The sequence below is a fragment of the Delftia sp. S65 genome (assembly GCF_016516495.1).
Taxonomy (GTDB): Bacteria; Pseudomonadota; Gammaproteobacteria; order Burkholderiales; family Burkholderiaceae_C; genus Comamonas; species Comamonas acidovorans.
The window spans coordinates 19,051-35,162 of the sequence record NZ_JACVUR010000015.1 but is presented as its reverse complement, the minus strand read 5'-3'; the positions used below and the strand labels follow the sequence as shown (position 1 = coordinate 35,162).

The window sequence follows — 16,112 nt, the reverse complement described above, 5'->3', positions numbered from 1 at the left end:
GATACCCATGAAAAACCTGTCCGTGAACCCCTCCCTGAACACCCGCCGCAAGCTGCTGGGCGCAGGCCTTGGCCTGGCGGGCCTGTCCGCGCTGGCGCCGCTGGCCGCACGCGCCGATGACAAGTACCCCTCGCGCCCGATCACGCTGGTCGTGCCGTTTCCGCCCGGCGGTTCGGTGGACATCATGGGCCGCCAGTACGCCGAGCCCCTGTCGCGCATCCTGGGCGTGCCCATCGTGGTGGAGAACCGGCCCGGCGCGGGCGGCTCGGTGGCCACGCAGTACGTGTCGCGCGCCAAGCCGGACGGCTACACCCTGGTCGTGTCCTCGCAGAGCAGCCACCTGGCCAATCCTCTGACTCAGCCCAAGGTGGGCTACGACCCCATCAAGGACTTCGAGAACATTGCCATCCTGGGCCGCCAGCCCAATGCGCTGATGGTGCATTCCAGCCTGCCCGTGAAGAACTTCCAGGAGTTCATCGAGTACGTGAAAAAGCGCCCCGGCCAGGTCAACTACGGCAGCGCCGGCATCGGCAGCATGGGCCAGCTCAATGTGGAAATGCTCAAGGCCGCCACGGGCATCTTTGCCACGCACATTCCCTACCGTGGCGGCTCGCCGCTGGTCACGGCCGCTATCGGCAACGAGGTGCAGTTCATCCTCGACAACCTGGTCTTCATGCTGCCCCACGTGCAGTCGGGCAAGGTGCGCGCCCTGGTCGTGGCCTCGGAGCAGCGCCTGCCCATGCTGCCCGACGTGCCCACCATGGCCGAGGTCGGCTATCCCCAGCTCAACATGAGTTCCTGGACCGGCATTGCGGCGCCTGCGGGCACGCCCGACGCCATCGTCCAGACGCTGTACAAGGCCATCCGCCAGGCGGCCACGGCGCCGGCCATGGTGGCCAGCCTCAAGGAGCGCGGCGTGGTCGCGCCCGAGGAGATGAGCCCCGCCGCCTTCGAGAAGATGATGGCCGAGCGCCTGAAGCTCTTCGGCGAGGTGGTGCGCAAGGCCCATATCGTGGCCGAGTAAGCAGGGCGCCCCCAGGGCGCCCCGGATGGCCGGGCGCAGCCGACGTATTTCCATAAGGAGGAGACATGAGCATGACCCCTATCGCCCGCCAGGCTGCCAGCCACCCTTCCCGCCGCCGCGTGCTCGGCGCGGGGCTGGGCCTGGGTGTGCTGGCCCCGCTTGCGGCGCTGGCCGCCGAAGGCAAGGCCGCCGGCTACCCCACGCGCCAGATCAGCTTCATCGTGCCGTTTCCGGCCGGTGGCTCGGTGGACGCCATGGCTCGCCAGTACGCCGAGCCCATGGCACGCATCCTGGGCGTGCCCATCGTGGTGGAGAACCGGCCCGGCGCGGGCGGCTCGGTGGCTGCGCTGGCCGTGGCGCGCGCCAGGCCGGACGGCTACACCCTGGTCGTGTCCTCGCAGAGCAGCCACCTGGCCAATCCGCTGACCCAGCCCAAGGTGGGCTACGACCCCATCAAGGATTTCGAGAACATCGCCATCCTGGGCCGCCTGCCCAATGTGCTGGTCGTGCCCGCGAGCCTGCCCATCCGCAGCTTCGCGGAGTTCATCGCCTATGCCAAAAAGCACCCTGGCCAGCTCAACTACGGCAGCGGCGGCACGGGCAGCATGGGCCAGCTCAACATGGAGATGTTCAAGGCCGATGCGGGCCTGGACATCACCCATGTTCCCTACCGTGGCGGCACGCTGCTGGTCACCTCGGTGCTGGCGGGCGAGGTGCAGGTGTTCTTCGACAACCTCATCTCCATGCTGCCCCATATCCAGGCGGGCAAGGTGCGCGCCCTGGCCGTGGCATCCGAGCAGCGCGTGGCACAAATTCCCGATGTGCCCACGCTGGCCGAGGTCGGCTACCCGCAGCTGAACATGAGCTCATGGACCGGCCTGGCTGCGCCGGCCGGCACGCCCGCGCCCGTGGTGCAGGCCCTCTTCAAGGCCGTGCGCCAGGCCGCCACGGCGCCGGCCATGGTGTCCAGCCTGCAGGACCGGGGCGTGACCCCGCCCGAGGAAATGAGCCCCGCGGCTTTCGAGGCCATGATGTCCGAGCGCCTGAAGCGCTTTGGCGAGGTGGTGCGCAGGACGGGCATCGTCGCCGAGTGAGTCTGGCCCGCCAAGGGCCTGCCCTCAGTCCAGCTGCACACCCACCTCGCGCACCAGCCGCCCCCAGTCCGCCAGGTCCTGGCGCAGCGTGTCGGCGAATTGCGCGGGCGTGGTCCGGGGCAGATCGGTCAGGTTGAGCTCGCCCAGCTTTTTGGCCGTGGCCGGGTCCTGCAGCAACTGGTTGATGGCGGCGTTGAGCTTGTCCACGATGGGCTGCGGCGTTTTGGCGGGCGCGAAGACGCCGTACCAGGAATAGTTGTGGAACGGGTAGCCCGCCTCGGTCAGGCTGGGCAGGTCCGGCTGGCTGGGAATGCGCTTGTCGCCGCTGTGGGCGATGGCGCGCACGCGGCCCGCACGCACCAGCTCCACGGTGGAAGAGGTGTCTGCAAACGCCGCCTGCACCTGCCCGCCCAGCAGGCCCTGCACGCAGGGGCTGCTGCCCTTGTAGGGCACATGCTGCATCTGCAGGCCGGCCTGCTTGAGCAGGAATTCCATGGTCAGGTGCCCGCCCGAGCCCTGGCCCCAGGAGCAGTAGCTGAGCTGGCCGGGCCGTGCGCTTGCATAGGCCACGAACTCCTTGAGCGTGTGCACGGGCAGATCGCGCGAGACCAGCAGCAGATTGCCGGCGCGGCCGATCTGCGCAATGGGCGTGAAGTCCTTCACCGGGTCATAGGGCACCTTGCGGTAGAGGCTGGGGTTCACGGCCATGGACGCCGTGTAGGTGAACAGCAGCCGGTAGCCGTCCGGCGCACTGCGCGCGGCCTGCTCCACGCCGACCAGGCCGTTGGCGCCGGGCCGGTTGTCCACCACGAAGGGTTGCCTGAGCAGCCGGGTCAGGCCTTCGGCAAACACCCGCGCGATGGTGTCCGTGCCGCCGGCGGCGGCCGTGGGCACGATCAGCGTGACGGGGCGGGCGGGGTAGTTGCCGGCATCCTGTGCCGGCTGGGTGTGGCCTGTGCAGGCCATGGCCAGCAGCAGTGCCAGGGCCATGCCGTGCTTCTTCATCGTCTTCATGCACTTGTCTCCTTGTGTCGCCTTGTGTCGCCTTGTGACGCCTTTCCTGTGCGCGGCCCCGTCAGCGCAGCCCCAGGCGCGCCTGCGTGCCCAGCTCGATCATGTCGGCCCCCACGCGGTAGAGGTTGCGCGAGACATAGCTGTCCACCTCGCGCGCACGCTCGCGCAGCCAGGCGGCCTTCAGGCTGCGGGCCTGGCCGATCTCGGGCGCGTCGCCGGCCGCGGTGGCCAGCACGTCGATCACATGCAGGGCCAGCTGCCACTGGCCCGCGTCGGCCAGCGCCTGGGCGCTGGCCACCAGGCCGGGCTTGTCGGTGATGGCATCGGCAATGGCGGCGCCTGCGGCCTCGGGCGGGGCCGGGTGCAGCGTGGTCGGGTTGCGGTCCCACCAGCCGTTTTCCGAGCGGTAGATGTCGCGCACGATGTAGCTGGGGTCGCCATAGGTGGGCTTCATCCACTCCACGCCGAACAGTGCCTGCGGATAGTCCATGGCCGCGAGCACCTGCTGCTCGTTCAGGCCCTCGTTCATCAGGCGCACGACTTCGGCGCGCAGCCAGCGCAGCGCCTGTGCGGTGTGCAGCAGCACCTGCTGCACGGCCTGCTCGCCCTCGATCACGGGACCGAACTCGCGCACGGCCTTGAGCGGGCGCAGCGCGGCCATGGCCTGCAGCGTGTCGGCCCAGCGCACGGTGTCGCGCAGCGTGCGAAACGGCGTGCCGATGTTGGGGATGGAGTCCAGCAGCGCCGCGCCGCCGTACAGCACGCGCTGGCCGGGGCTCCACAGCGCGATGGCGTCGTCGGTCTCGGACGGCGCCCAGAACAGCTCGATGCGGCTGTCCCCGCTGCCTATCTCCAGCCGCGTGTCGAAGGTTTCGGTGGGCTCGTGCATGTCCAGCCGGTGCTCGAAAAAGCCCGCGCTGCGGTTGAACTGGATCTCGGCCATGCGGTGCTGCAGCGCCCGGGTCTCGCGGTAGCGTGCCTGGCGGCGTGGCAGGTTACGGTGGGCGATCAGGCGCGGCACGGGTTCTCCGCGCGCGGCCGCATGCTCCAGCCAGGCGGGCACGCCCGCGTTGTAGCCGATGTGGCCGTGGCTGTAGCACAGCGCATGCACGGGCGCGTCGCTGAGCTGGCGCAGGCTGGCGATCATGTCCTGGCTGACCTTGCCGCCGGGGCCGGCGTCGATCACCACCAGGCCCGCGTCGGTCTCGGCCACGAAGGACTGGCCCTGGCCGCGCAGTATGTGCAGGCCCGGCGCCACGGTTTCGCTGCCGGTGCCCACCAGCAAAAAGGGCTTGTCGTCGTCTCTGGCGTTCATGGGGTCTCCGGGTCTGGTTCGATGGGGGGCAGGGCGTAGCGGCCGTCCAGCAGTTCGGGCTGGGGCATGTAGGCGCGCAGGCACAGGTAAAAGCCTTCGCGCGGCGTGGGCAGCCAGTTGGCGCGGTGGTCTTCACTGGCCGGTGGCGCGTGGCTGATGTGGATAGTCAACCCGCCATCGCCATCAGTGTCGGGGCGCAGGCCCGGCGTGCGGTCGCCGATCGCATAGCGGTCGATGGGGTTGTCCGCCAGCATGCAGTCGTGGGCGCCGTAGAGGGTCAGGGACCAGAAGGCCTGCACGGGCGGCAGCGCGCCTGGGGCAAAGCGCAGCCGGTAGCGGCGGCTGCCGTCCAGGGGCCGGCCCCGGGCGTCGTGCCAGGCCAGCGGGTAGATGGCCTCGCGGCTTTCCAGCATGCCGATGTACTTGAGCGCAATTTCGGCGCGGGCCTGGAAGTCGTCGCCAAAACTGCCTTCGACCAGGGCGGGAAGTTCCCAGCCCGAGTCCAGGCGCCGGCCCGTGCTGGCCGCGCGCAGCCGGGGCAGCACGCTGTCCAGTGCGCGCTGCAGTGCGGCTTGCTGTTGCGCATCGGGTGCGCCCAGCCCGGCGCCCAGGCCCACGGCCGCAAAGCGCGCGACCCGTGCGGCATGCCCTGCCGGCGGCGGGTTGTCGCGCAAGGCGGCATTCACCTGGGCTGCATAGTGCTCGGCATTTGGCGGGGCCTGGGGATCGCAGTCCGGGTCGAAGGCGCGGGCCTGCGAGGGAGTGCCCGCCTGCCAGTCGGGCAGCGGGCGCACCGCAAAGCCGTCCTGCAGCGCGTGCACGGCGGGCAGGTCGTGCTCGCCATCGACCAGGATGCGGCCTATCACCCACAGCCAGGGCGTGGGCGCGGCAACGTGTGCGCCGGGCGCATCGAACGGTGGCGGCAGCGCCCCCTGCCAGCCGGGCGGCGTGATCAGGAAGGAGCGCGCCGCCGTGCCCGTCAGGCGCTGGCCCAGGTGGGCGAAGGGGTTGGTGAAGAAGTCCAGCAGGCCCAGCACGTAGTAGCGGCCCGCCGTGTCGGGCACGTCGATCACCAGCGGCCCGGCGCCCAGGTCCAGCCAGGCGTTGGTGTAGAGCGTGTCGTTGTTGGGCGTGACCACGCGGCTGGTGCCGGCGCGCAGCAGCTGGCGCGCATGCACGAACTGGTTGCACCAGCGCAGCGGTGCGGGCGCGGCCTCGCCCGCCGCATTGCGCCGGGGCGAGGTGGCCGCGCGCATGCGGCGCATCTCGTACAGCGGGCAGGTGTGGATGACGGCCTCTTCGGCCAGGGTGCTCAGGTCCATGGCGTGTCTCATGCGGCCACGGGCTGCAGGGGTGGAACAGGCCATTGGTGCGCGCCTGCCTGCGGGTGGTACATGCGCAGGATGAGGTAGAAGCGCCCGTGCGGCGTGGGCAGCCAGTTGGCGGCGCCCTGTGCCGGACGGGCATGGCCCAGGTCGATTTGCAGGCTGCCGTCGGCCTCGCGCAGCAAGCCCGGCGTGCGGTCCCCTATGGAGTGGCGGCCGATCTCGTTGCCGTAGAGAAAGCGGTCGGCGTCATACAGGGTGACGGACCAGAAGGCATCGGCCGGCGGCATGTCGGCGGCATTGAAGCGCAGCACATAGCGCTGGTTGCCGTCCAGCGGCTGCAGGCCTGCGTCGTGGTGGGCGGCGGCGTAGATGGCCTCGCTGGTGGCCAGCGCGCCCAGGCCCAGGTAGGCGGTGCGTGCGCGGCCCAGGTACTCGCTGCCGTAGCGGCCGGTGGACGGCGTCATGGTCCAGGGCCGGGGGCGGCGGTTGCGCCCCATGGCGGCCACGGTGCGCACGCCGTCGGCAAAGCCCTCGGTCAGACCTTCGCGCACGGGCTCCTCCAGCTGCTCCCACGCCATGTGGGCGCTGGCCACCAGGCCGGCCTGGCCGAACCAGGCCAGCAGCCCCTGGTCCTCCTTGCGGCCAGGCGCCTCGGCCAGCGCATGGCAGAGGTTGGCAAAAAAGCGCGGCGCAACCTCGGCCGCAGGCTCCTGATTCTCGAAGGCGGCCGCCATGGCGTCCACGGGCGGGCCGACCCAGTTCGCGACGGCGGCCGGGCGGCCTCCTTTCGGCACGCCCGGCGCGGGCTCCAGCCGGATGTCGGCCTGCAGCGCGCGGGCCGCAGGCCAGTCGGGCGCATCGCCCACCACGGTGCGGCCGATCAGCCAGACCAGGTTGCTGGGGCAGTGCACCAGACGGTGGCCGGCCAGGTGTTCCGGCACCTGGCCGCCCGGCCCGACCAGGACCACGGTCTCGCCTTCGGGCGCGCAGTTGCGCGGGCCCAGGTTCTCGAAATTCTCGGTATAGGCGTCGTACAGGGCCAGCACGAAATAGCGGCCCGGATGCGCGGCGCTGGAGGGCACGGTCAGCAGGCGCGGGCCGTCGGCCAGGTGGATCCAGGCCAGCGAGTACAGCAGGTCGTTGGCGGGCGTGACCACGTCGCGGTCCTCATGGGTGGAGGGGCGCTGGCTGTGGTGCAGCGTGTCGAAGTCGCCGCGCATGTCCAGGCCCAGGCCCACACTCAGACCGGTAGCGCGCGCGGCGCCGGCATCGGTCTGCAGGCGGCAGGTGCGGTAGGTCTCTATCAGCGGATAGCCGTAGACAAAGGCGGCCAGGCCGATGGAGCGCGCCAGGGCGCGGCGGACTTCGGGCAGGGTGGGAGGGGTCGGGTTCATGTCCATTGTTTTCTTCAGGGGATGAGGGGGTCAGTCGAGGGTCACGCCCGTGGAGCGCGCCAGGTCCAGCGCCACGGGCAAAAAGGCGGCGTAGGCGGCGCTGGCCTCGGCCGGGCTGTTGCCCTGGGCCTCCAGGCCCAGCGCCTCGACACGCTGGCGCACCTGGGGCTCGCGCATCACGGCGGCCACCTCGCGGCCCAGGCGTTCGACGATGGCATCGGGCGTGCGCGCGGGCGCCATCAGCGAGATCGATCCCGTGATGGCATACACGGGCTCGCGGTAGCCCTGCTCGGCAAAGGTGGGCACATCGGGCAGTGCCTTGCTGCGGCGCGGTCCGGCCACGGCCAGGGCGCGCAGCTTGCCGGCGTCGATGAAGGGCTTGAGCGTGGCGGCCGAGCCCAGCGTCATCTGGATCACGCCGCTGATCAGGTCGATGGACATGGGCCCCTCGCCCTTGTAGGCCACGTGCAGCGACTGCAGGCCGTAGGCCTTGTCCATGAAGACCTGGACTTGGTGCGGCTGCGTGCCCGCCCCCCAGGAACCCATGGCGTACTTGCCCGGCGACTGGCGCACGGCCTCGACCAGGCCCTTGAAGTCCTTGGCCGGCACGGCCGGGTTGACCGCCATCACCATGGAGGGCGAGACCACGTCCGAGACCATGCGCAGCTCGGTGCGCGGGTCGTAGGGCAGCTTCTTGTAGAGCACCAGGTTGGCCGTGATGGGCCCGGGCACGGTCAGCAGCAGGGTGTGGCCGTCGGGCGCGCTCTTGGCCACATGCTCGGTGCCGATGATGCCGCCCGCGCCGCTGCGGTTGTCCACCACCACGGGCTGGCCCAGGCGCTTGGCCAGGCCCTCGGCCAGGATGCGCGCCACGGTGTCGGTGGAGCCGCCGGCCTGGTATTGCACGACGATGCGAACGGGCCGGGCGGGATAGCCGTCCTGGGCCAGCGCGGCGCTGCAGGCCAGGGCAAGGCAGGTCAGTGCGGTGGTGCGCAGCAGGGGTGTGTTCATGGTGGCCTCCTGGTGGGAGATGGAATGGGCATTGGCTTTCATGCAGCCTCCCTGCCGATGACCAGCGCATCGACGGCCACGCAGCCGCCGTCTGCGCGCGGGCGGGCGATCAGGGGGTTGATCTCGGCGCTTTCCAGCGTGGCGCCTGCGCGCTGCGCAAAGCCGGCCAGGGCGCACAGCGTGTCGGCAATGCTGTCCAGGTCCACGCGGGGGCGGCCGCGCGCGCCGTCCAGCACGGCAAAGGCCCGCAGCTCGCGCACCATGGCCAGCGCGTCGTCGCGCGTGATGGGCAGCAGGCGCAGCGAGACATCGCGCAGGATCTCGGCATGGATGCCGCCCAGCCCGAACATCAGCACCGGGCCGAACACCGGGTCGCGGTGCACGCCGGCGATGCACTCCACGCCGCCCTGCACCATGGGGGCGGCCAGCGCGCCGTCGATGTGCGCATCGGGCCGGGCCTGGCGCGCATTGGCCAGGATGCGGTCGAAGGCGGCCTGGGCGCCGGCCGCATCCGCCAGGTTCAGTGCCACGCCGCCCACGTCGGACTTGTGGGCGATGGCATCGCTGCAGACCTTGAGGGCAATGCGTCCGCCCATCTCCTGCGCGGCCTGCGCGGCCTGCGCTGCCTCGGCCGCCGTGCGCACCAGCCGGTGCGGCACCACGGGCACGCCGGCCTCGGCCAGCAGGGCCATGCTGCGCTGCTCCGACAGCGTGCCCGCCGGCAGGTGCAGTGCGCTGCCTGCATGAGCCATCGCGGGCAGAGCCTGCGGTGTTTCATGCAGGCGGGCCAGCGCGCCAATGCAGCGTATGGCCGCGCCCGGGTCGGCGAACACCAGGCAGCCCAGCGCCTCCAGCGCATCGCGGCGCTCGGGCGGGCACAGCGTGCTGACGGCCAGCAGGGTATCGGGATGGTGGGTGCGCAGCGTCTGCACCAGGCTTTGCAGCACGGGCCAGAAGGCGTCGGACAGGCCGCCTGCCGCGAAGAAGCCCAGCCAGCTGTCGAACTGCCGGTCGGCCAGCATCAGGCGGGCGCTGCGCTCCAGCAGCGTCATGTCGTTGGTGACCTGGCCCGTGATGTCCACGGGGTTGCGCGGCGCGGCAAACGGCACCCATTCGCGCAGCTGGCACTGGGCCGCATCGGACAGCGGTGCCACGTCCAGGCCGGCTGCGCTGGCGTCGTCGGCCATCATGGCGCCCACGCCGCCCGAGACCGTGAACAGTCCGATGGACCGCCCCTTGGGGGCCCGCGCGATGGAGGCGCTGGCCGCCAGCGCGAAGAAGTCGGTGATGGAATGCGCGCGCAGCACGCCGTAGCGGCGGAACACCGCGTCATAGACGGCATCGTTGCCCGCCAGCGAGGCCGTGTGCGATGCGGCGGCGGCCGCGCCCAGGGCGCTGGTGCCCACCTTGCACATGACCACGGGCTTGCCGCGCTCCTGCGCCAGGGCCAGGGCCGCGCGCAGCCGGGGGCCGTCGCGGCAGCCTTCCATGTAGGCCATGATCACGTCGGTCTCGGGGTCCTGGGCCAGCCAGGCCAGGCCATCGGCCAGCTGCACATCGGCCTCGTTGCCCGTGGTGGCCCACAGCGACAGGCCCAGCCCGCGCTCGCGCGCCAGGCTGTAGGCATAGGCACCGAAGGCGCCCGACTGGCTGACCATGCCGATGCGCCCGGGCCGCACGAGGCCGCCGCCCGGCGCGGGCGAGAACGTGGCGTAGACCTGGTGGCCGGGGCGCATGAAGCCCAGGCAGTTCGGGCCGATGAGGCGTATGCCCGCCTCCTGCGCGCGCCGCGCCAGCGCCTGCTGGGCGGCCGTGCCGTCGGAGCCGGTCTCGGCATAGCCCGAGGAAAACAGCACCATGGACTGCACGCGCGCGGCGGCCGCATCCTCCAGCACGCCGGCCACCTGCGACTGCGGCACGGCGACGATGGCCAGGTCCACCGGCGCGCCGATGGCGGCCAGCCGCTCGTGCGCGGGCAGGCCCTGCACGCGGCTGGCGCGCGGGTTCACCGCATACAGCGCGCCGCCGTAGCCGAAGCGCAGCAGGTAGTCCAGCGGAATGCCGCCGATCTTGCTGGCCTGGTCCGAGGCACCGACCACGGCGATGGAGCGCGGCGCGAACAGCGCGTCGAGCCGGGAAGTGTCGAAGCAATGGCTGTCGGTCATGGGTGTCCCTCAGAAGTTGTGGCGCACGCCCAGCGCCAGGGACCGCACGCCGTCGCCGCTGTTGGCAGCCACCGGCACGTTGGCAATGGCGGCCGAGGCATTGGCCGCGTTGCCCAGCTGCAGCCAGCGCGCGTAGAGCACGGTGCGCTTGCTCAGCGCGTAGTCGTAGCCCAGCGTCCAGGTGTTCTGGGCGCGGTCCGTGCCGCCCACCTCGCGCCGCGCCACCGAGACCAGCAGCTTGGAGCGCGCATCCACGCTCCAATCGGCGCCCAGCTGGGCCAGCTTCGCCTTGGGTGTGCCGGCACGGTCCACGCGGTTGATGACGTAGTTGCCCGTCAGGCGCAGCCCGTCCAGGGCCTCCCAGCTGGCCGACAGTGCCTGGTACTGGCTGGTGGCGGGCGCGGCCACGGGTGCGGCGGCGCTGCCTTCCACGGACTTCTGGAAGCTGTAGGCCAGGAACCAGGGCTTCTGGTTCCAGCCCAGCGTGGCGCCGTAGAGGCGGCCGTTGCTGCTGTTCGGTGAAGCCACTTCGCCGAAGGAATAGGCCAGGTCCGCCAGCCAGGGCTGGCCTGCTGGCGTGCGGTAGCGCACCAGGTTGTTGGCCCGCGCCGCAAACGGCCGCAGGCCGGCCTGGGCATCGGTGGCCGACACCAGGTTCAGCGAGGAAAACAGCGCGTTCATGCCCAGCGGATCGGCGCGGAACAGCGCGCCGAACATGGGCGTGTACATGCGGCCCATCTCCACGGCGCCCCAGCCGCTGTTCAGTCCTACCCAGGCCTGGCGCGTGAAGGCCAGGCCCGGGCCGGGAATGGTGCCCAGGCCCGTGTCGGGCGCCACGCCGGCCTCCAGCATGAACTGGGCGCGCAGGCCGCCGCCCAGGTCCTCGCTGCCGCGAAAGCCGATGCGCGATGCCGCGCTGCCCCCGTCCTCCAGCCGGCTCAGGCGCGTGGCGCCCGACCTTGCGCTGTTGATGTGGACATCGACGATGCCGAACATCTCCACGCTGCTCTGGGCCCACGCGGACGTGCCCAGGGCCGCCATGCCGCCGGCGGCCAGCCAATGCTTGTGCTTCACGAACTTGTCTCCTTGGTAGCGCCCCGGATGCTTTGCCCGGTGGCTTGCTTGCTACTATCCCGAGCGACAGGGGATGCACTCTGTCAAGCCATTGACAAATGGCGGTACATGGGCACCGGACTAACCCGGGGCCTTCGACATCGTGAGAGAACCATGCGCTCCAAGCCTGCTCCCGTGGCCGACCCTTCGGCGCTGATCCGCCGCGCCCTGGGCCTGTGCCGCATGCTGCGCAACTGGCCGCCCGAGGTGCTGGATGAGCTGACGGCGCTGTCCCGCCTGGGCCGCTACGAGCGCCACCAGCAGGTGCGCGCCGCCGACCCCAAGCGGCGCGAGGTGCTGGTGGTGGCTTCGGGCTGCGTGGAAGTGGGCGGCGTGGACGCCACGGGCTCGCGCTTCGTGCTTTCCATGCACAGCGCGGGCGACATCGTCGGCCTGGCGCGGCTGCTGGAGCACACGCAATTCGTCTACGACTACCACGCGCACCAGCCCACCGTGCTGGTGGAGATCCCCGGCGAGTCCTTCCTGGCCCTGCTCGATGCCCATCCGCCGCTGTGGAAGGACATCTGCCTGCTGGTGCTGGCGCGCATGCACGAGCTGATCGTCGTCCAGCAGCGCCACGCCTTCAGCAACATCGACAACCGCGTGGCCGAACTGCTGGCGCGGCTGGCCCCCACGCATGGCCAGCCCGCGCCCGACGGGCAGGGCGTGGTGCTGCGCATCTCGCAGAGCGACCTGGCCGCCATGCTGTCGGTCTCGCGCCAGACCATCAACAAGGAGCTGCGCCTGCTGGAGCAGCGGGGCCTGCTGCAGGCCGCCTATGGCCGGCTGACCATCGTCGACCTGGCGGGCCTGCTGCGCCTGGCCGATGCGCGCGCGCGGCCGGGGCCCTAGCCCCGGTCCGCTGGAATCAGTCCTCGTCCAGAGGCGAGGCATCCTCGCCGAACAGGGCCTGGCCGTCGGCGCGCAGCAGCTCCAGCATGTGCCGTGCCGCGGGAGACAGATAGCCGTCGCGCCGGCAGGTCACGCCCAGGTGGCGGCGCAGCGTGGTGGCCGGCAGGCGCACTTCCCTGAGCGTGCGGCTGCGCTCCAGCCGCAGCGTGTGGCGCGAGACGAAGGTCAGCAGATCGGTCTTGGCCACCATGCGCGGCAGCAGCGGGATGGAGCCCGCTTCCACCTGCACCGTGGGCGCAGGCATGCCGCGCGAGGTGAAGGCCTGGTCCAGCCATTGCCGGCTGGGAATGTTGGCGCTGGGCAGGGCCCAGGGATGGCGCAGCAGCGCGGCCATGGTGATGCGCTGGCGCTCGAAGACGGGGTGGTCCTGGCGCGCCGCGACCACCACCACATCCTCGGCGATCGGGTGGGAGACCAGCTCGGGATCGCCCTCGGCCGTGAGGCCGATCAGCAGGTCCAGCTGGCCCTCGCGCAGGCGGTCGCGCAGTTCCCAGCTGGGGCCGATCACGATGCTGATGGTGATGCGCCGCCCGTCGGCCAGTGCCTTGCTGCACAGCTCGGGCAGCAGGTGGTCGGCGGCCACCGGCCCGCTGCCGATGCGCACATGGCCGGCATGGCCTTCGTTGAAGTCGCGCACCTCGCGCAGCGCCTCCTGGCTGGCATTGCGCAGCATGCGTGCGCGCGCCAGCAGCACATCGCCCAGCGGCGTGAGGCGTATGCCGCGCCCGGCACGCTCGAACAGCGCGCCGCCCACGGTCAGTTCCAGGCGCTGTATGCATTTGCTCAGCGCGGGCTGGGTGCGCCCCAGCTGTTCTGCGGCCCGGCCCAGGTGCCCGAGGTCGGCCACGATCTCGAAGAAGCGCAGGTCGCGCAGGTGCAGGTCCATCGATGAATAAAAGTGATGTTTGAATGAACATTATCGAATGGACGGAATGGGTGGCGCTCACAAGAATGCGGTGCATCGACAAAGCGAATTGCCCGTTTCCATGACCGCCACTACCCACCCGCCCACCGTTTTCGTGACCGCGCCACGCCTGGCGCCCGCCGGGCTGCAGCGCCTGCAGGCGGCGCACTGCCGCGTGCTGTACCTGCAAGACGGCGGCGGCGAGGCCGAGGTGGCCGCCGTGCTGGCACGCGAGAGCGTCGATGCCGTGATCTCGCGCACGGCCACGCTGTCGGCCGCTGCCATCGCGGCCTGTCCCACGCTCAAGGTCATCTCCAAGCACGGCGTGGGCGTGAGCAATATCGATGTGGCCGCGGCCAGCCAGCGGGGCATTCCGGTCTATGTGACGCCGGGCGCCAATGCCCAGTCCGTGGCCGAGATGACGCTGGGCCTGATGTTCGCGGCCGCCCGCCGCATCGCCTGGATGGATGCCGAGCTGCGCGCCGGCCGCTGGTCCCGCGCCCAGGACGGCCTGGAGCTGAGCGGCCGCACCCTGGGCCTGCTGGGCTTTGGCCAGGTGGGCCAGCGCGTGGCGCGCGTGGCGCTGGCGCTGGGCATGCAGGTGGTGGCCTTCGATCCGGCCTGCGCCCCAGGGCCCGGCACCGTGGCGGGCGTGCGCATGCTGGGCTCGGTGGACGAGCTGCTGCCCCTGTCCGATGTGCTCAGCCTGCACGTGCCCCTGAATGCCCGCACGCGCCATCTGCTCGATGCCGGCCGCATCGCCCAGCTGCCGCGCGGCGCCCTGCTGGTCAACACCGCGCGGGGCGAGGTGGTGGACGAGGCGGCGCTGATCCACGCCCTGCGCAGCGGCCACCTGGCCGCCGCCGGCCTGGACACCATGGCCGAGGAACCCCTGCCTGCGGGCCACGCCCTGGCCGCGCTGGACAACGTGGTGCTGACGCCCCATGTGGGCGGCTCCACGCCCGCCGCGCTGGCGGCCATGGCCGGCATGGCCGCCGCCAATGTGCTGGGCTGGCTGCAGGGCAGCCCCGCCGACCCTTCCCACTGCGTGAACCCCGAGGTTCTGCGCTGAGCTGTTTTTCCCGGAGATTTGCCATGACCACCCCATCCAGCCAATGGCCTGCGGGCTACCGCATCCATCCGCGCGCCGCAGGTCCCGAGGCCAGCGTCGTCCAGGCCTTCAAGGCCATTCCCGTGGCCGCCATCGGCGACGCCATGAGCCGCAATGTCGGCGCCATCGGCCTGCGCCAGTACCACGCGCGGCTGGAGGCCGTTCTCTGCGGCCCCGCCGTCACCGTGCGCGTGCGGCCCGGCGACAACCTCATGATCCACAAGGCGCTGATGATGGTGCAGCCCGGCGACGTGCTGGTCATCGACGGCGGCGGCGATGTCTCGCAGGCCCTGGTCGGCGGCCTGATGCGCACCACCTGCCTGGCGCGCGGCCTGGGCGGCCTGGTCATCGACGGTGCCATCCGCGACCTGTGCGAATGGGCGCAGGACGGCATGCCCATCTTTGCGCGCGGCCACACGCACCGCGGGCCCAGCAAGGACGGCCCGGGCGAGATCAATGTGCCCGTGGCCTGCGCCGGCCTGGCCGTGCTGCCCGGCGACCTGATCGTGGGCGATGCCGACGGCGTGATCGCCGTGCCCGCGGCCGAGGCCGCCGAGGTGCTGCGCCGCAGCCAGGCCCACCTGGCCCGCGAGGCCGTCATCCGCGAGACCAACCGCAGCGGCACGGCCGACCCCGAGCGCTTCGACGCCGTGCTGCGCGCCAAGGGCCTGCCGGTCTAGCGTCCCGCGCGCAGGCTGCGCCCGACTTTTTCCCGCCACAACGATTCCAAGGAGACAAACAATGACAATGCGCAGACGGCATCTTCTGGGCGGCGCTGCCGCCGCCCTGGCCACGGCCTTCCCTGCACTGGCGCTGGCCCAGGGCGAATGGCCGCAGCGGCCCGTGCGCCTGGTCGTACCGTTTCCGCCCGGCGGCGGCACGGATGCCACCTCGCGCCTGGTGGCCGACCGGCTCAACCTCGCCATGGGCTGGACCATGGTCATAGACAACAAGCCCGGCGCGGGCGGCAACATCGGCCTGGATGCCGTGGCCAAGGCCGCGCCGGACGGCTACACCATCGGCATGGGGCAGGCCGCCAACCTGGCCATCAATCCCAGCCTCTACGCCAAGATGCCCTTCGATGCGCTCAAGGACTTCACGCCCATCGCCAGCGTGGCCCTGCAGCCCGTGGTGCTGACCGTGCGGCGCGACTCGCCCTTCAAGAACCTGCAGGACTTCATCAAGGCGGCCAAGGCCAGGCCCGGCACCTACGGCATCGCCCAGGCCGGCAATGGCACGGTAGGCCACCTGGCCGGGGAAATGCTGGCCCGCCGCGCGGGCATCGAGGTGCTGCAGGTGCCCTACAAGGGCGCCAATACCGCGCTCACCGACCTGATGGGCGGGCAGGTGGACCTGTACTTCGGCAACACGGTGTCGGTGATGTCGCAACTGGCCACGGGCAAGATCCGTGCGCTGGCCGTCACCTCGGCCCAGCGCGTGCCGTCCCTGCCCGATGTGCCCACGGTGGCCGAGCAGGGCTATCCGGGCTTCGAGGCTTCCACCTGGCTGGGCCTGGTGGGGCCGGCCAACCTGCCTGCCCCCATCGCCGAGCGCATTGCCGACGCGACCATGAAGCTGCTGGCCACCAAGGAGGTCAAAGAGAAGCTGGCCCAGGAAGGCAGCATGGCCACGCCCGCCAATGGCGCGCAGTTCGGCGAGTGGATTCGCAGCGAGCACGCCAAATGGGGCAAGCTGATCCGCGAGGGCAAGTTCCAGATCAACTGACC

At 71.1% G+C, this 16,112-nt stretch carries 14 protein-coding genes; 6 read left to right on the top strand and 8 right to left on the bottom strand.

The features are described 5' to 3' along the window. Window positions 1–7 precede the first annotated feature (7 nt). Both IAE24_RS14610 and IAE24_RS14605 read left to right on the top strand, forming a co-directional pair. On the top strand, window positions 8–1,024 hold the full coding sequence (locus tag IAE24_RS14610; RefSeq protein WP_013804170.1) for a Bug family tripartite tricarboxylate transporter substrate binding protein: 1,017 nt from the start codon (window positions 8–10) through the stop codon (window positions 1,022–1,024). A gap of 65 nt (window positions 1,025–1,089) precedes the next feature. After that, on the top strand, window positions 1,090–2,118 hold the full coding sequence (locus IAE24_RS14605; protein ID WP_199961620.1) for a Bug family tripartite tricarboxylate transporter substrate binding protein: 1,029 nt from the start codon (window positions 1,090–1,092) through the stop codon (window positions 2,116–2,118). A gap of 24 nt (window positions 2,119–2,142) precedes the next feature. Here IAE24_RS14605 and IAE24_RS14600 read toward each other — a convergent pair whose 3' ends face one another. The 7 genes from IAE24_RS14600 to IAE24_RS14570 all read right to left on the bottom strand — a co-directional run bounded on the left by IAE24_RS14600 (window position 2,143) and on the right by IAE24_RS14570 (window position 11,419). Next, window positions 2,143–3,132: a Bug family tripartite tricarboxylate transporter substrate binding protein gene (locus IAE24_RS14600; protein ID WP_199961621.1), complete on the bottom strand. Its 990-nt coding sequence runs from the start codon at window positions 3,130–3,132 to the stop codon at window positions 2,143–2,145. Between the two features lie 61 nt (window positions 3,133–3,193). Then, a complete protein-coding gene (locus IAE24_RS14595; RefSeq protein WP_043819942.1) occupies window positions 3,194–4,447 on the bottom strand; it encodes an alkyl sulfatase dimerization domain-containing protein in 1,254 nt (417 codons plus the stop codon). Beyond that, window positions 4,444–5,769 (bottom strand): DUF1254 domain-containing protein, encoded by a 1,326-nt coding sequence (locus IAE24_RS14590; RefSeq protein WP_199961622.1) that lies wholly within the window; start codon window positions 5,767–5,769, stop codon window positions 4,444–4,446. Before IAE24_RS14590 ends, IAE24_RS14595 begins: the two co-directional genes overlap by 4 nt. 8 nt (window positions 5,770–5,777) lie before the next feature. Beyond that, window positions 5,778–7,175, bottom strand: a complete 1,398-nt coding sequence (locus tag IAE24_RS14585) for a DUF1254 domain-containing protein (RefSeq protein ID WP_199961623.1) — start codon at window positions 7,173–7,175, stop codon at window positions 5,778–5,780. Window positions 7,176–7,199: 24 nt separating this feature from the next. Further along, window positions 7,200–8,222 carry a Bug family tripartite tricarboxylate transporter substrate binding protein gene (locus IAE24_RS14580; protein WP_099734659.1) on the bottom strand — a complete coding sequence of 341 codons (1,023 nt, stop codon included), beginning with the start codon at window positions 8,220–8,222 and terminating at the stop codon, window positions 7,200–7,202. Next, window positions 8,219–10,345: an acetate--CoA ligase family protein gene (locus IAE24_RS14575; RefSeq protein ID WP_199961624.1), complete on the bottom strand. Its 2,127-nt coding sequence runs from the start codon at window positions 10,343–10,345 to the stop codon at window positions 8,219–8,221. Before IAE24_RS14575 ends, IAE24_RS14580 begins: the two co-directional genes overlap by 4 nt. A gap of 9 nt (window positions 10,346–10,354) precedes the next feature. Further along, the gene (locus IAE24_RS14570) at window positions 10,355–11,419 is read right to left on the bottom strand and encodes a porin (protein WP_071954377.1); all 1,065 of its coding nucleotides are present in this window, start codon (window positions 11,417–11,419) and stop codon (window positions 10,355–10,357) included. Window positions 11,420–11,572: 153 nt separating this feature from the next. On the opposite strand from IAE24_RS14570, the gene IAE24_RS14565 reads away from it, so the two are divergent. Continuing rightward, window positions 11,573–12,310, top strand: coding sequence for a Crp/Fnr family transcriptional regulator (locus IAE24_RS14565; protein ID WP_043819957.1), 738 nt, complete (start codon window positions 11,573–11,575; stop codon window positions 12,308–12,310). 16 nt (window positions 12,311–12,326) lie between these two features. Here the strand turns inward: IAE24_RS14565 and IAE24_RS14560 are convergent, their stop codons facing one another. Further along, window positions 12,327–13,256 (bottom strand): LysR family transcriptional regulator, encoded by a 930-nt coding sequence (locus IAE24_RS14560; RefSeq protein ID WP_013804160.1) that lies wholly within the window; start codon window positions 13,254–13,256, stop codon window positions 12,327–12,329. 100 nt (window positions 13,257–13,356) lie between these two features. On the opposite strand from IAE24_RS14560, the gene IAE24_RS14555 reads away from it, so the two are divergent. From IAE24_RS14555 to IAE24_RS14545, 3 genes are all read left to right on the top strand, one after another. Continuing rightward, window positions 13,357–14,346: a hydroxyacid dehydrogenase gene (locus tag IAE24_RS14555; protein ID WP_199961625.1), complete on the top strand. Its 990-nt coding sequence runs from the start codon at window positions 13,357–13,359 to the stop codon at window positions 14,344–14,346. Window positions 14,347–14,369: 23 nt separating this feature from the next. Continuing rightward, complete coding sequence (locus IAE24_RS14550; protein ID WP_199961626.1) at window positions 14,370–15,065, top strand: RraA family protein; 696 nt, start codon at window positions 14,370–14,372, stop codon at window positions 15,063–15,065. 61 nt (window positions 15,066–15,126) lie between these two features. Beyond that, window positions 15,127–16,110, top strand: coding sequence for a Bug family tripartite tricarboxylate transporter substrate binding protein (locus IAE24_RS14545; RefSeq protein ID WP_013804158.1), 984 nt, complete (start codon window positions 15,127–15,129; stop codon window positions 16,108–16,110). Window positions 16,111–16,112: the final 2 nt, after the last annotated feature.

Coding starts and splice junctions, on each gene's coding strand:
- IAE24_RS14605 (WP_199961620.1), top strand. CDS start 1,090: ATGAGCATGACCCCTATCGCCCGCCAGGCTGCCAGCCACCCTTCCCGC.
- IAE24_RS14580 (WP_099734659.1), bottom strand. CDS start 8,222: ATGAAAGCCAATGCCCATTCCATCTCCCACCAGGAGGCCACCATGAAC.
- IAE24_RS14590 (WP_199961622.1), bottom strand. CDS start 5,769: ATGGACCTGAGCACCCTGGCCGAAGAGGCCGTCATCCACACCTGCCCG.
- IAE24_RS14610 (WP_013804170.1), top strand. CDS start 8: ATGAAAAACCTGTCCGTGAACCCCTCCCTGAACACCCGCCGCAAGCTG.
- IAE24_RS14565 (WP_043819957.1), top strand. CDS start 11,573: ATGCGCTCCAAGCCTGCTCCCGTGGCCGACCCTTCGGCGCTGATCCGC.
- IAE24_RS14560 (WP_013804160.1), bottom strand. CDS start 13,256: ATGGACCTGCACCTGCGCGACCTGCGCTTCTTCGAGATCGTGGCCGAC.
- IAE24_RS14555 (WP_199961625.1), top strand. CDS start 13,357: ATGACCGCCACTACCCACCCGCCCACCGTTTTCGTGACCGCGCCACGC.
- IAE24_RS14550 (WP_199961626.1), top strand. CDS start 14,370: ATGACCACCCCATCCAGCCAATGGCCTGCGGGCTACCGCATCCATCCG.
- IAE24_RS14545 (WP_013804158.1), top strand. CDS start 15,127: ATGACAATGCGCAGACGGCATCTTCTGGGCGGCGCTGCCGCCGCCCTG.
- IAE24_RS14585 (WP_199961623.1), bottom strand. CDS start 7,175: ATGGACATGAACCCGACCCCTCCCACCCTGCCCGAAGTCCGCCGCGCC.
- IAE24_RS14595 (WP_043819942.1), bottom strand. CDS start 4,447: ATGAACGCCAGAGACGACGACAAGCCCTTTTTGCTGGTGGGCACCGGC.
- IAE24_RS14575 (WP_199961624.1), bottom strand. CDS start 10,345: ATGACCGACAGCCATTGCTTCGACACTTCCCGGCTCGACGCGCTGTTC.
- IAE24_RS14600 (WP_199961621.1), bottom strand. CDS start 3,132: ATGAAGACGATGAAGAAGCACGGCATGGCCCTGGCACTGCTGCTGGCC.